12 protein-coding genes are annotated in these 15150 nt (G+C 42.1%); 4 read left to right on the forward strand and 8 right to left on the reverse strand.

What is annotated here, in order from left to right; genetic code table 11:
• Both WKF69_RS12370 and pdhA read right to left on the reverse strand, forming a co-directional pair.
• A partial coding sequence (locus WKF69_RS12370; RefSeq protein ID WP_340382269.1) for a biotin/lipoyl-containing protein occupies positions 1-837 on the reverse strand: 837 nt, incomplete at its 3' end.
• 37 nt (positions 838-874) lie between these two features.
• Entirely contained in the window at positions 875-1870 is a 996-nt protein-coding gene (gene pdhA / locus WKF69_RS12375) for a pyruvate dehydrogenase (acetyl-transferring) E1 component subunit alpha (RefSeq protein WP_340382271.1), read from the reverse strand.
• 253 nt (positions 1871-2123) lie between these two features.
• On the opposite strand from pdhA, the gene WKF69_RS12380 reads away from it, so the two are divergent.
• The gene (locus tag WKF69_RS12380; RefSeq protein WP_340382273.1) at positions 2124-2669 is read left to right on the forward strand and encodes an NlpC/P60 family protein; all 546 of its coding nucleotides are present in this window, start codon (positions 2124-2126) and stop codon (positions 2667-2669) included.
• Between the two features lie 83 nt (positions 2670-2752).
• Here WKF69_RS12380 and WKF69_RS12385 read toward each other — a convergent pair whose 3' ends face one another.
• A complete protein-coding gene (locus WKF69_RS12385; protein ID WP_340382275.1) occupies positions 2753-2959 on the reverse strand; it encodes a hypothetical protein in 207 nt (68 codons plus the stop codon).
• A gap of 72 nt (positions 2960-3031) precedes the next feature.
• Between WKF69_RS12385 and WKF69_RS12390 the strand changes: the two genes are divergently transcribed.
• Both WKF69_RS12390 and WKF69_RS12395 read left to right on the forward strand, forming a co-directional pair.
• Positions 3032-4093: an endonuclease/exonuclease/phosphatase family protein gene (locus tag WKF69_RS12390; RefSeq protein WP_340382277.1), complete on the forward strand. Its 1062-nt coding sequence runs from the start codon at positions 3032-3034 to the stop codon at positions 4091-4093.
• A gap of 339 nt (positions 4094-4432) precedes the next feature.
• A complete protein-coding gene (locus WKF69_RS12395) occupies positions 4433-5371 on the forward strand; it encodes an SPFH domain-containing protein (RefSeq protein WP_340382279.1) in 939 nt (312 codons plus the stop codon).
• Here WKF69_RS12395 and WKF69_RS12400 read toward each other — a convergent pair.
• The 5 genes from WKF69_RS12400 to WKF69_RS12420 form a co-directional block, all read right to left on the reverse strand.
• Positions 5368-7872, reverse strand: a complete 2505-nt coding sequence (locus WKF69_RS12400) for a ligase-associated DNA damage response DEXH box helicase (protein ID WP_340382281.1) — start codon at positions 7870-7872, stop codon at positions 5368-5370. The genes WKF69_RS12395 and WKF69_RS12400 overlap by 4 nt on opposite strands.
• A gap of 69 nt (positions 7873-7941) precedes the next feature.
• Positions 7942-10080 carry a carboxy terminal-processing peptidase gene (locus WKF69_RS12405; RefSeq protein ID WP_340382283.1) on the reverse strand — a complete coding sequence of 713 codons (2139 nt, stop codon included), beginning with the start codon at positions 10078-10080 and terminating at the stop codon, positions 7942-7944.
• Positions 10081-10251: 171 nt separating this feature from the next.
• Positions 10252-11346 carry a tetratricopeptide repeat protein gene (locus WKF69_RS12410; RefSeq protein ID WP_340382285.1) on the reverse strand — a complete coding sequence of 365 codons (1095 nt, stop codon included), beginning with the start codon at positions 11344-11346 and terminating at the stop codon, positions 10252-10254.
• A 106-nt stretch (positions 11347-11452) separates the two neighbouring features.
• Entirely contained in the window at positions 11453-12301 is an 849-nt protein-coding gene (locus tag WKF69_RS12415; protein WP_340382287.1) for an isoaspartyl peptidase/L-asparaginase, read from the reverse strand.
• Complete coding sequence (locus WKF69_RS12420; RefSeq protein ID WP_340382289.1) at positions 12301-13212, reverse strand: cyanophycinase; 912 nt, start codon at positions 13210-13212, stop codon at positions 12301-12303. Before WKF69_RS12420 ends, WKF69_RS12415 begins: the two co-directional genes overlap by 1 nt.
• Before the next feature lie 405 nt (positions 13213-13617).
• On the opposite strand from WKF69_RS12420, the gene cphA reads away from it, so the two are divergent.
• Positions 13618-15150, forward strand: a 1533-nt coding sequence (gene cphA / locus WKF69_RS12425; protein ID WP_340382291.1) for a cyanophycin synthetase, incomplete at its 3' end; no start/stop codon positions are given.

Below are 15150 nucleotides of genomic sequence, written 5' to 3' on the forward strand. Positions count from 1 at the left end.
AACGCGTGAAGATGAATCGCTTTGAACTTCCTGTTTTTCTTCGTCCTTCGCAGGAAGAGCAGCATTTCCTTCGGGCGCCGTAGCTTCAGCGGAGGAGCCAGCTGGCTTCGCAGCCGCTTCCGGACCAGTGCCACCTTTCAGGAAAGGTGTCACGTCGGTTCCTTCTTTCCCGACTATAGCAATTATGCCATTTACTTTGGCGGCCTGGCCTTTTTCTACACCAATATAGAGCAAGGTGCCTTCAGCATAGCCTATAACTTCCATTGTAGCCTTGTCAGTTTCTACATCTGCGAGAGCATCATCACTTTTTACTTTATCGCCAACTTTTTTATGCCATTCAGCGATAACGCCTTCAGTCATTGTATCGCTCAAAAGAGGCATGCGGATCACCGTCGCACCCGCGGCAGCGGCAGCGGTATCCGGATCAGAGTCATCAGCCGGAGCCCCTTCTACTTTTGCAGTTGATTCTTCTTTAGCGGCAGGTGCCTTTGCTGGTTTCTCAGCTTCTTCCGGTTTCTCAGCTTGTTTTGCGGGCTCTTCTGCTTTAGCAGCCGGAGCTTCTGAAGATGCTCCTTCAAGAGCAGCTTTGTAATCTTCCCCCTCCGCACCGATAACAGCAATAACGGAATCAACAGGTGCGGCTGAGCCTTCCTCTGCTCCTATATATAATAACGTACCTTCCTGGTAAGATTCGAAGTCCATGGTAGCCTTATCGGTTTCGACCTCAGCCATCAGATCTCCGGATTTCACTTTATCACCAACTTTTTTATGCCATTTCGCGATAACTCCCTCAGTCATCGTATCGCTCATTTTGGGCATTTTAACTACTTCAGCCATCTTTATTCCAGATTAGTATTTGAATATCAGTAAATAATTAGTCGCGGATATATGGATAATCCGATTGCACGTACACATCCTTATAAAGTTCAGACGGGTCAGGCCAGGGAGACTCCTCAGAAAACTTCACTGACTCGTCAACAATAGCTTTAATTTTTTCACTTATCTCTTCAAACCATGCTTCATCCGCATATTTCTTCTCTTCAATAGCAAGTTTTACAACCTCAATCGGGTCTTTTGCTTTATAACCTTCAAGTTCCTCTTTAGTTCTGTATTTCGCCGGATCGGACATGGAGTGTCCTTTGTAGCGATAAGTCCTGATCTCAAGGAATGTCGGTCCATCACCGCGGCGGGCACGCTGAACAGCTTCATCCATTGCATTATGAACTGCAACCGGATCCATGCCATCTACAGGAGCACATGGCATGTCAAAACCTAGACCTATTTTATAAATATCAATCATATTGGTCGTACGGGCAACAGAAGTTCCCATCGCATAACCATTATTCTCACAAACAAATACTACCGGAAGCTTCCATAACATCGCCATGTTAAAGGTCTCGTTAAGTGCTCCCTGACGAACAGCGCCATCACCCATGTAAGTAGCACATACTGCATCGGTACCATTATACTTTTCCGCAAAGGCAATTCCAGCTCCAAGAGGAATCTGACCACCGACAATCCCATGCCCTCCGAAAAATTTCTTTTCCTTGCTAAACATGTGCATTGATCCGCCTTTACCTTTTGAGCATCCGGTTGCTTTACCATATAATTCTGCCATCACTTCATTGGCACTCATACCCTTAGCCAACGCATGAGCGTGATCACGATAGGCAGTGATCATAGAATCATCGGGACGAAGCACTGACATTGCTCCAGCCAAAACAGCTTCCTGGCCAATATATAAATGACAGAAGCCTCTGATTTTTTGCTGTCCGTAAAGTTGCCCGGCTTTTTCTTCGAATTTCCGCATCAATAGCATTGATTCGTACCACTGAAGATAGGTGTCTTTTGTTATTTCTATTGCACTCATTCCTGATGATGTCTGTTTTGTTTATCCCTGACAAGGACGACAAATCTAACCATATCTTGCTAAAAAAAGAATAACTTTATGGGTTTGTTGCGCCGAATTTATTAGATTTTAAGCGCCAAAAAAGTGTTAAATTCAGATTTTTTGATTGCTTTTTAAAACTAATTGTCCTACTATTGTAACATTCTGAGAATAATACCAGTATAAAGGGCGTTAGTAGTCTTGTTGTTTAACACTATAACGAAGGGGAATTAAAATGGGGAAAAAAGTAATTGTAGCATTGCTACTTATCATTTCTTTTGTGTCGGTTCAGGCACAAACCAATAATAGAGATCAGAAACCGGGGCAAAAGATAGAAGATCCTGATAATCTTGCCACGGAATATTTCTCCCAGATTATGGGAGTTGCACTTTCTGCAACATCGAATCTAAAATTATACCAGTTTGTATACGATTGGATCGGAACACCTTACCGTTTAGGCGGAGTTTCCAAGAAGGGAATTGATTGTTCAGGATTCGCATTCGAATTATATAATAAAGTGTTCAGTACTTTAATCGGTAGCAATTCGAGAAACATTTTTAGCATGGTTAACCCGATCAATAAAGATCAGTTAAAGGAGGGTGATCTTGTATTTTTCAAAATAGGAAGCCGTTCAATCACTCATGTTGGGGTTTACATGGGGAATAACAAATTTGCACACGCATCAAGTAGTAAAGGTGTTATGATCAGTGATCTGGATGAAAGTTATTGGAGAAAATATTATTATAAAGGCGGGCGGCTTCTGGCGTCCCTGAGAGATTAGCATATTACTCGTCCGCTGACTTTAAGTCATCGGATGAGTATAAGAGATAAAAGCACCGTACTAAAATAAGTACGGTGCTTTTTTTATTTAGCTACGTCCGTGGTGTTTTTTACCAGCCCTATTCCTGTGAAGAAGAATATAACTCCCAGCACAGCGAATACGATTAATGATTTGACTCCCTCAGAGTTTTGTACAAACCCTACAGCAGCATAGATGAGTCCTATAATACCTAAAATGGTTAGAATAGTTCCGAAAGTTCTTTTTACATTCATGGTTATTAGTTTAGACATTTATAGCAATTTGCCTGCCATGAGAAAACATTTTACTCCTCTCTGTTATTGTTATGTTTGTTAAGACAATTTATGTTGGAAATTTCTAAGAGCCTGTTTACAGGCATCGGCTACCTGGTTATTATTATTTCGCTGATCCCTCTAATCAGGCATGACCACTGGGCGTTCCGGGTGTGTGAGTATCCGAGGCTTCAGAAATTGTTTATTAATATCTTCCTTCTCATAATGCTTATTGGATTCTTTGGAATCAGCACTGCCTCTGATCAGGTTATACTGGTGCTTCTTGTCCTTAATGCAGGTTACCTCTTTTATCAGGTTTTTCCTTTCACCATCCTTGCGAAAAAACAATTGTTGACTGTAAAAAAACGACGAGTTGACCGGCAGATCGGGTTGTTTATTGGAAACGTATACCAGTACAATAGGAAAGCGCACGATTACCTCAAGACTATAAATTCTAAAGACCCCGATGTGGTTATGCTGGTTGAAACTGATAAATGGTGGGCTTCGGAGATTGAACCACTCTACAAAAAATACCCTCATCAATTACTAGTGCCCCTGGAGAATACCTACGGCATGATGCTTTTTTCAAAGTTTAAGCTGCATGCTGGGAAGGTGAAATATCTGGTTGAAAAAGATATTCCTTCCGTTCATGCTAAGATCGAACTTCCATCAGGCGATATGATAAGCTTTCATGGTTTGCATCCGACACCGCCTGTACCTAATGAAAATCCGAGATCTACAGAACGTGACAAGGAGATCCTGCTTGTTGGCAAAGAAGCTAAAAAAAGTAAGCTTCCTGTAATTGTTGCCGGTGACCTGAATGACGTAGCATGGAGCTATACCACGGATTTATTTTCAAAGATCAGCGGGCTGCTGGATCCCCGAAAAGGGCGCGGGTTTTTTAACACATTTCACGCTAAATATCTCTTTTTGAGATTCCCATTAGATCATGTGTTTTGCTCTAACGATTTCACTTTAATCGACATCAAGAGAATGCCAAACTGTGGGTCTGACCATTTTCCAATGTACATCAAACTGCAATATTCACCCGAGATCGAAGCCAAACAGGAAGAGCCTGAAGCTGATCAGGAAGAGAAGAAGACAGCAAGCAAAAAGATTAATAAGGCAACCTAGTCCTGTTAGCAGCGCTGTAAACTCATCTATATTTCATTTTCTTAACGGCGCTAAGCCCTGAGCACTATGCTATTGGAATGTCTTTGTATTTGTACCAGAACTATAACGGATGAAACCTAAAGTAAATGCGATAGAAGCCCGGGTTAAACGCGGAGCTGTGCGCTTTTTGTGCGGTTTCCTCCGCGTTTAGTCCGGGTTTAGTGTGCGTTTAATCTATAGTACTCCTCCAGAGAGGGTGCATCCTGTAACAACATCCCCTATCGCAAGTCCTATGATGAATATTATAGCAAAGCTGGCTACTTTATCAAATCTTCCGTATATTCAATAAATTTTATCACCATGTATACCAATTATATCCTCACATTCATAGCCCTGGTAATTCTGTTTAGCTCATTCGTAACGGTAAGACAGGGTACTATAGCAGTTGTCACTATTTTTGGCAAGTACCGCAGACTGTTGACACCTGGACTAAATATGAAGATCCCTCTGATTGAGGTGATCCATTCACGGGTATCTATTCAGAATCGCTCCGTAGAACTTGAATTCCAGGCTGTTACCATCGACCAGGCTAATGTATATTTTAAGTCTATGGTTCTTTATTCGGTTAATAATCCTGATGAAGAGACCATTAAGAACGTAGCGTTTAAGTTTATAAACGAGCAGAATTTCATGCAGGCGCTCATTCGTACTATCGAGGGTACTATCCGTTCTTTTGTTGCAAGCAAAAAACAGTCGGAGGTGTTGAGTCTGCGTAAGGATATCGTTGATCACGTTAAAGATCAAATTGATACTGTCTTAGAAAGCTGGGGTTACCATTTGCAGGATCTTCAGATAAATGATATCACGTTTGATGAGGTAATTCTCACATCAATGAGCCGTGTGGTTGCATCTAACAATCTAAAAGCTGCTGCAGAAAACGAAGGGCAGGCTTTATTAATCACAAAAACAAAAGCTGCAGAGGCTGATGGTAACGCTATCAAGATTGCAGCTAATGCAGAACGTGAAGCTGCGCAATTACGCGGTCAGGGTATCGCCTTATTCAGGGAAGAGGTTGCTAAGGGCATGACTCATGCTGCCAATGAAATGAAGACAGCAGATCTGGATACGTCTGTTATCCTGTTTACCATGTGGACTGAAGCTATAAAGCATTTCGCTGAAAACGGAAATGGAAATGTAATTTTCCTTGATGGATCATCCGATGGCATGAAGCGTACAATGGAGCAAATGATGAGCATCAATGTGATGGACACGATCAGCGATAAGAAAAAGAAATCTTAATCTTTCTCGTACATCAGGGTCATCTTCGCAACGCGCTCTTCAAGTGTTTCGGTAATTAGCTTTTCGCGTCCTAAGCTATCCACCAGGATAGGAAAAGCAAAAGGAGTGGGACGTTTACTTTCTGTGATAACCACTTTTAATCTCTGAATTCGCTGCAAAGCTGCCCGTAGTCGAAACTCTTCCAACTGAAATTGCATTGCTTCATGATATGCTTGCCTGACCAGAACGTTGTCGCTTTCATATTCGCTGAAAACTTCAAATAACAGAGATGTAGATGCCTGGAGATGCTTGCTTTTCATAGATTTACCCGGAAAACCTGTGAAAACCAGCCCTGCAATGTGAGCAATGTCCCGGAAGCGCCTGCGCGCCATTTCATTCGAGTTCAGACTCTTTTGAATATCCTCAAGAAGATTTTCTATTGAGAACAGACCGTTTTTTAAGGCTTCTTCAAGTAAGATTTCATCGTCTGTGAGGAGTTCAAATCCATAATCATTCATCGCGATGGAAAAGTTCGCCTTTCTGATCTTAGAAATTCGGTAAGCAAAAAGCGATGCCATTCCTTCATGGACCAGCCTGCCTTCAAACGGGTAAAAGAACAAATGATGCCCATCCTTTGAATTAAACTTCTCAATCAAAAACTCCGAGCTTAAAGGTACTCTCGACAACTTAGCCTGAAGCTCGAATAAGGGTTGCAAGGCCTTTACTTCGATGTCCAGCCCTCGTGAAATTTTCATCTTCCCATTTGAGCCGGCATCTATAAGTGTACCAACCTCATCCAGCTTTTCCCGCAGTTTCGCCGATAGTTGTGATGATAAAGGCATTCTCCCGCCCATCCAGCTAGGAATTATTCCCTTTTTCTTCGCTGACTTTCTCACAAAAGCCGTCATGTCTTTGATCCTGACCAGTTCTAAACTTCTGCCTGCAAACCAAAAGGTATCGCCGATCTTCAATCTTGAAATGAAATATTCTTCAATAGAACCGAGATAGCCTCCTGTTAAGAATTTGACGCGAATACTTACATCCCCCACAATGGTTCCCATACTCAAACGATGATGCATAGCCACCTTTCTGCTGTTCACCTTGAATAGCCCGTTTTCTATCTCAACCTTCAGGAACTCATCATACTGCGACAAGGTTTTGCCGCCTTTGGTAATAAAATCAAGCATCTGGCTGAAATCTTTGCGCTCTATATCCGCATAAGAATAACTGGTCTTAATCTCACGGAATACCTCCTCCGGCCTAAATCCGTCAGAAACTGCAAGAGTAACCAGATACTGCATGAGCACATCCATAGCCAGCAGAATGGGATCCCGGCTTTCAAAGATTTCATCTGTGATAGCCTGCTTTAATGCAGCCCCTTCAAGAAGTTCCAGCGAATGTGTTGGAACAAACCAGGCTTTTGATGTTGCGCCCGGATGATGCCCGCTCCGTCCTGCCCGCTGCATAAATCGGGCGACTCCCTTGGGGCTTCCTATTTGCACCACAGAATCCACCGGACGAAAATCTACACCAAGGTCAAGGCTTGAAGTACACACAACCAGCCGAAGCATTTCATTGTGCAATGCATTTTCAACCCATTTCCGAAGCTCATTATCCAACGACCCATGATGCATGGCCATTACTCCTGCATATTCCGGATATTTGTCCAGAATCGCCATATACCAGATCTCTGATTGCGATCTGGTATTTGTGAAGATGAGTGTTGTTTTACTATTTGCAACGATCTGCATCACCTGCGGTAAGAGCTTTATTCCGAGATGTCCTGCCCATGAGAATTCTTCAATATTTTCCGGTATTACGGATTCAATGATGATCTTCTTGTCTTGTTTTGCTCTGACCAGCTTAACCTTCGCAGGATCGAAATCGTTACCTAAAAGAACTTCAGCCGCTTGTTCCAGATTTCCAATAGTGGCCGAGATACCCCAGATCTTCAGCTTGGAAGGTTCAGGGTATTTAAGGTTTTTAAGCCTCGATAAGGCAAGTTCGATCTGTACACCCCGCTTGCTTCCCAGAAGCTCATGCCATTCATCTATTACAATAGCCTGTAAGTTCTCAAATAGTTTAGGATACTCCTTTTGAGCGATCATTAAATGAAGGCTTTCGGGAGTTGTCAATAATATTTCAGGCTGCCTTTTTCTTAGCTCCTGCTTCTCCTTGGCGGATGTATCGCCGGTACGGCTGCCAACATTCCAAGGCAGGTCCAGATCGTCCACTACCGACTGCATGGCCTTACGGATGTCATTGGTCAAAGCCCTTAAAGGTGTTATCCAAAGAAGCTGAAGTCCGTTATTTTTCCGTGTTTGATAATCCTTTGGGTGCTTATTGATATAGTCAGCAATAAAGGGGAGGAACATTGCAAAAGTTTTTCCGCTGCCAGTTGGGGCATTGAGGAGGCCGGAATAGCCTTTGAGAAAAGCGCGTTCCATATCCTTTTGAAATGGAAATTGCTGCCATTGCTTTATGGCAAACCATTCGGAAATTATTTGCTGCCCCTGGGTCATGCTGCTTAAAACCTGAAGAAGAAAGAATAGTTTTTAATAAAAAACCCCCGATTAAATCGGGGGTCTATATTATTTTAGGCTGATGTAATCTGCCATAATCTGCAGGCTTTCATCGCGAATGAAGTCAATATCATCTTTTGGCGTCGGCTCCCCTTTCTTAAGTGGTGCCAAACCCTTAGCCGCACGTCTTTGATTCTCACGCGTGAGGGTTTTAGATTCCTGCTCATCACGTTCTTTCTTAAGCTGAGCCTCATTTAATGTTATAGTAGTTTCAGCGTCGCGTTTAGCATACTCTGCGATATCCTCCTTAAGATTTTTAAACTCCAGCGACGTTTTCATACGCTGATTATGCAGGCCTATAAGTTTTTGCTTAGCAGGATTAAGGTTAGTTACAGCAACATAATTACTTGGTGCGATAGTATCCCACGGAAGTGCTCGTAATTCGGAGCTTTCGCCGTACTTATCTTTAGGAAATACAGTAGGAAATTCTATATCGGGCATTACACCTTTATGTTGCGTGCTGCTGCCGTTCACGCGATAGAATTTAGCCATAGTAAGATTGATCTGTCCGAATTCGGGAACAGTGCCTTTATTAGCACCAGGAACTGTTTTAACAGAAACGCCGCCACCCCCATTATTGTTATTGGCCGTTTGAGCTGCTTTTAACATAAGTTTATCCGCAGGTCCAATCACTCTTTCCATATTGATACCTTGCTGAACCGTACCCTTACCGTAAGTTTGGTTTCCAATGATAATTCCACGTCCATAATCCTGTATTGCTCCAGCAAAGATTTCCGACGCAGATGCACTAAACCGATCTACCATAACGCCAAGCGGACCAGACCATGCTACAGATGAATCTTCATCCTCATCAACCTCAACTTTATTTCTTCTGTCGCGAACCTGAACAACAGGACCTTTTGGAATAAATAGTCCGGTAAGGCTGATAGCTTCAGGAAGTGAACCGCCCCCATTACTGCGAAGGTCAAGAATTACAGCATCTACGTTCTCTTTCTTGAGGCTATCAAGCAGGATCCGCACATCGCGGGTGGTACTCTTATAATTTTTATCACCGGCCTGCATTGCTCTGAAATCGGCATAAAAAGCAGGAAGCTGAATAATGCCTATTTTATGAGTTTTACCTCCGGAAGTAACAGTTTTAATTACTCTCTTCGCTGATTGATCCTCTAGTACAACTTTGTCCCGTAACAGCTTAACAATTTTGGGTGTCGATGACATTTCCTGTCCCGCGGGAATAATCTTCAAGCGTACAATAGTCCCCTTTGGGCCCTTGATCTTCGTTACAGTTACATCTAATCTCCAGCCGATAACGTCTACGAATTCACCATCGTTACCTTGCGCTACAGCGATTATACGGTCTCCAACATCAAGAGTCTTCGCTTTAAAAGCAGGTCCGCCAGGAATAACTTCCGCTATTTTAACGACCTCGTTTTCCAATTGAAGACGAGCACCGATACCTTCAAAAGTACGTGCCAGATCTTCATTAAATTCCTGGGCCCTTGTTGGAACAAAGTAGCTTGTATGCGTTTCTACAGAACCAGTTAACGAATTCATGAAGATCTGAAACACATCCTGGTTATTGGATTTTGAAGATTGGCCTGAAAGATTAGTGTATCTCTTTTTCAGTGTCTCGTTGATCTTTGCGGGATCAGTTCCTGTTATTTTAAGATTTAAAATTTCATATTTAATCTTTTTTGACCAAAGGTCATCCGATTCTGCCTGTGTCTTCAACCATGGCATTTTCTCACGGTCGTAAGTATATGTATCGTTCGAAGCAAAGTCAAACTTATTATCGGTCTGCTTTAATGCGAAGCCAACCCTATCGTTAAATCTCTTCTGATAAACATTAAATATGTAGAATGGTACGCTCAGGTCGCCAACACGCACATCATCATCGATGGTATTACGATATTTCTCGAATTCAATTATGTCGCTTTGCAAGAAATAATTTCTTCCAGGGTCAAGTGATTTCAAATAATCGTCAAAAACCAATGACGAAATCTCATCATTGATCTCTACTTTCTTATAATGAAAGTTCTCTATAAGCTCAACAACTGATTTGGCTTCGACCGATTGCTGTATATCAGGTTTTAGGTCGTTTGCTGAAACTACGGTAGTTATACGCGGGTCGGCCTGACATGCTAGAGCAGCTACAAGTAGAAACGCCAGTGATATTTTTTTTAACATCTCTTTGAATGATTTAAAATCCATTGCAGAATAAAAGGTATCTAATTTGGTACCAAATTTAAAATATAAGCACGATAAACGTCGATTTGATATCCTGACCGTGTAACATGTTTATGTACTGTACAAAATCCAGGTAAAAACAGGGAAGCAGGTATTAATAATTCCCACAGTCTATTTTAAAGCGGCGCCATTTAAAATAGCATTTTTTAGCACTGTGAACTCTGATAAAGCAGAGCTTGCAGCAGTTTTATTTCCCAGCGCAGCGTAAACCTTTGATAGATCATTTTTTATTTCAACCAACTTAAACCGGTATTTGTTTGAGATCGAAAGCGCCTCTGCTTCACGGAAATCTGACAAGGCTAGTTTGTGATCGCCTATTGACATTTTGACATGCCCAAGGCTAACCAATGAATTTACGATCCCCGAAGAATTGTTCATTTTCCTCGCAACCATATTCGATTGAATATAAAACCATTTTGCTTCTGAAAATCGTTTTTGCAACTGGAATATTTCTGCAAGCTGATCATAAGACCTCATTGAACCAATCTTATCATGTAGTTTATAGGCGAAGAGCGGCAAGGCTTTATTCATAATAATCGCTTCAGCATCTTTATATTTCCTTTGAGCTGTCCATATACTAGCCAGGTTGAGGTAAGCCTCTCCCAAATCTCGATTGTTCCTGCTCGCCAGAGATTCTGCGACTATCAGCTCATTATATTTTACTGCTTCATTGAAGTCTTTTTTGTACTTGTATATTCTTGCCAGACTGAAATAATTTTTAACGACCGCCTGCTTATTATAAATTTCGCTGTTGATTTTCAACGCATCATGAAAAAACATCAATGCTTTATTCATATTCCCATCCACCGCTGCGTTTGTACCTAAAGAACTTAATATTCCGGCTTCCGCTTTACGGTCTCCCAAGTTTCTATAAAGCATTAAGAGCTGATCATCTGCGCTTAATGAATCTTTTGAAAGCGATCCGTTAAAGATTCCTGCCGAAGTAGGAAATGCCGGAAGCGGACTATCCGAGGATTTCAGCAATTCTTTAAACTGCAAAGCATTGATATAATCCTTCAGAGCTTGAGGATTAACCGGAACCGCTGCCTTTTTAACCTGAATCTTAAGAGAATCATAAACAGAAATTTCGGGAGTAATGCTCCAATGATCGATTGCTGCGATGCGTGTGTCGTTCATCGAAGCCATGCTGGAATCGATAACACCCAAGAATCCTATAGCCAAAATGGCCCGTAGTTTTAGTTTCATTTAAGAGTTTAAATTGGTTAGTCGGCGAATATTAATTCTCTCGCTTTCAGCATTATACTGGATATCAAACGTACGAAGAATTTTAAAATTATTAAGAATGGATAAATCAGGCAAAAACTGACAATTCTTTGTCATAAGAGGCCCAAACCATATAAGGATGCGAATCGCAGTGATACATCTCCCCTGTTGAGCTTATCCCGATTATACCGGCAAACCCATCATAGGACTTAAGTTCCTCAAATGACTTTTTAGAGGCTTCCTCAAGGCTCATACCATCAGTTACGCGTGTAACGATCTTAACAGAAAGGCCGGCACTAACGATATCCTCACCCACCCCTGTACACGAAATCCCTGCAAACGCGTTAGCAAAATTTCCAGCAACTGTTGCTGAATCACTAACTCTTCCCGGGATCTCAAAGCCTTTGCCTCCTGTAGAGGTAGCGGCAGCAATATTGCCAACTTTGTCTAGAGCGACACATCCAACTGTACCCAGGCCGATGGATGCATTCAATTTCTCCTCATATTCGTTTCGTCGCTGTGGTGTTTCGGGGTTAAAGTATTCAAACCCATTTTGCCTGGCATATTCAAGCGCCCCGCTACCACTTAACACACGATCTTCTTCGGACATCAATTTCTCGGAAACCTGGATCGCATTTTTAACATCCTCAATATTTATTACACCTGAGAATTTTTCAGTCTTGCCATCCATTAGACTTGCGCTCAACCTGATCTTTCCGTCACTCTGAATCTGAGAACCAAGACCGGCATTAAAAAGCTCGCAATCTTCCAGCAGGGAGACGGCATATACGGAGGTTTCCAGAGCTGTGTGCGTTTTCAGGTACTCGTGAGATTTTTGGACTATCTCAGCAAGAGTTTCCTGTTTAGCGTGTTTTACCTGTTGATTTGCATGAGACTCGCTAAAAAAACCACCATGTATGATCAGCTTATAATCCATTAGTTATCGTAATCTTTAACTTTTAAGAACACGCCGTCTTCAACTTTAAGGGCTTTCTTGATCTCCAGTTCATGTTTTTCAAGGTCATATTTATCGAAGATTGACATCACATGCACCCTAAGCCCGTCAATTGAAACGGGAGATCCTATTTCTACGTCGTAAATACTTGTTTCGCTGATATGCCGGCCATCAACAAGTATCGTTAAGCCTGATCCGATAGCCTCAAGGCAATTTCCTTCGGTGATCAATAAACCAGCGTCTTCACCTAAACCTATCCCCAACATTCCAGGATTGCTCGCGACAGCATAAAAAAGCCTGCCTATCCGGCCTCTTTGAACAAAATGGGTATCTACGATGACTGAGTCGACGAAGCCAAGACCCGCTGTTATTTGAACTTCTCCTTTTACCAGAGCCTCACTGCTGCTGCCTCTGTAAATCATATTTGTAGAAGCAGCTGCTGCTCCCGCAGAGGTACCCGCTATTAGAAAGTTGTCTTCCTGATAACGCTTTTTTAGAATTCGTAAGAACTCGGTCCCTCCGAAAATAGAGCTAAGTCTAAGCTGATCACCCCCGGTAAACATTACAACATCAGCTTTACTTATTCTTTCGAGATACTCCTGGTTCGCGGCGTCTGTGCGCGATCTGATATCGAGAACATTTACATTATTAACCTGAAGCTGGTTGAACGACTTGATATATTCGGTCCCTACTATATCCGGTATTTGAGATGCTGTTGTTATTACCTCAACAACGGAATTTTCCGCTTTGTCAGATTCGACAATCACGCGCCTGAGTATCCCCTGTTCAAAAAACTTTATATAATGGGGGTGGCTGATGTTTTCGTTATAGTTGAGCGAACTTCCCAGATCTACTGCACCACCAATAATAACGAGTTTGCCCTTTGGAACCATAGTAATTACATAAATATCATACGAAAACCTAAATATATATTGAGGGTATTATAAGTTTAAACATTACTTATTAAACTTTTCCACATTCTGTTTTCTGTTTTTCTTTTTTGAAACTGCATGTGCTGAAGAAGCTAAAAATTTTACCAGAATTCGGTAAGTTCATGAAACTTTATATCTTAACACTGGTTTTCATACTTATTCAAGTCCAACAACCATTCCAACAATAAAATAATGTGAAAACTTAGACTAATCATAGTATAAAAACCATCAATATTCGTGGGGCACTCGTTAAATTTGCCCTCTATTAATTACAAATTTCCACGATAGATAAGCATATTGTAACTACATGAGCTTGCGCGACTCAACGGCAGGCAAGTTCATTATCGTTAAAAATAAATTCGAAAGATGAAAATATTAGGTATACAGGTTTTAAAAGGTCCAAACATCTGGTCAACGCGCCGTAAGAAACTAATACAAATGCGCTTAGATCTCGAAGAGACGGAACAGCGGCCTACTCATAAAATAGAAGGCTTCAGGGAAAGAATCGAAAAATTAATCCCAAGCCTATATACCCATCGCTGTTCTCCAGGACACGAGGGAGGATTTCTTGAACGTATTGATGAAGGTACCTGGATGGGGCACGTGATTGAGCATATTGCACTTGAATTACAATCGTTGGCGGGTATGGAAACCGGATTCGGGCGTACCCGCGAAACTAAAACCCCCGGCATTTACAACGTAGTATTTAACTATATCGAAGAAAAAGTTGGCGTGTATGCAGCTGAAGCCTCCGTAAAAATTGCTCAGGCGATAATTGATGGGTCTGAATATGATATCGAATATGATATCATGACCATGAAGAAAATACGGGAGAGAGAACGCTTCGGCCCGAGCACCGCATCAATCGTTGATGAAGCTGTTGCCCGTAATATCCCTTTTATCCGTTTAAACAGCAGTTCGCTCGTGCAGCTGGGATACGGAAAAAACCAGGTGAGGTTCCGCGCGACTATGACTGACAAGACAAGCAGCATAGCTGTTGACTTGGCTGGAAATAAAGACGAGACCAAGCGTATTTTAACAGAACAGGCAATTCCTGTTGCAAAGGGATCTACGATCTCATCGCTTCAAGATCTTGATGAAGCTTTGGAAAAAATAGGCTTCCCCTTAGTTTTTAAACCGCTTAACGGAAACCATGGAAAAGGTGCCAGTATAAATGTAAAAACCCGTGAAGAAGCGGTAGAAGCATTTGCTTACGCTCAAAAATATTCTCACAGGGTTATTGTTGAGCGCTTTATAACCGGCCATGACTTCCGGATATTGGTGATCGACAATCGGATGGTAGCCGCCGCTCAGCGCGTACCAGCTCATATAGTCGGCGATGGGAAAAATACGATTCAGCATCTTATCGATACTGAAAATAGCGATCCGCGAAGAGGATACGGCCATGAAAATGTGTTAACAGAAATTAGCATTGACCGTGATACCAAGGATCTTCTTGAGAAAAAAGGATATACACTTGAGAGCATTCCGCCAGCCAAAGAGATCGTCTATTTAAAGTCTACTGCAAACTTGAGTACAGGCGGAACTTCCATAGACGTGACAGATCTTGTACACCCTCAGAATGTGTTTATGTGCGAACGTATTGCACGGGTTATAGGCCTGGATATATGCGGAATTGATATCATGGCACAAAACTTAACTGAATTGTTAACTGATAATGGGGGTGTTGTGCTTGAAGTTAATGCTGCACCTGGTTTCCGGATGCACCTTGCTCCAAGCGAAGGATTGCCCAGAAACGTTGCAGCGCCAGTGATCGATATGCTTTATCCTCCGGGCAAATCCGCAAGGATACCGATCATTTCGATAACGGGAACTAACGGCAAAACAACCACAACCCGCCTGATAGCTCATATTGTTAAAAACAATGGCTACAGAGTG

Source organism: Daejeonella sp. (assembly GCF_037719425.1).
Classification (GTDB): domain Bacteria; phylum Bacteroidota; class Bacteroidia; order Sphingobacteriales; family Sphingobacteriaceae; genus Daejeonella.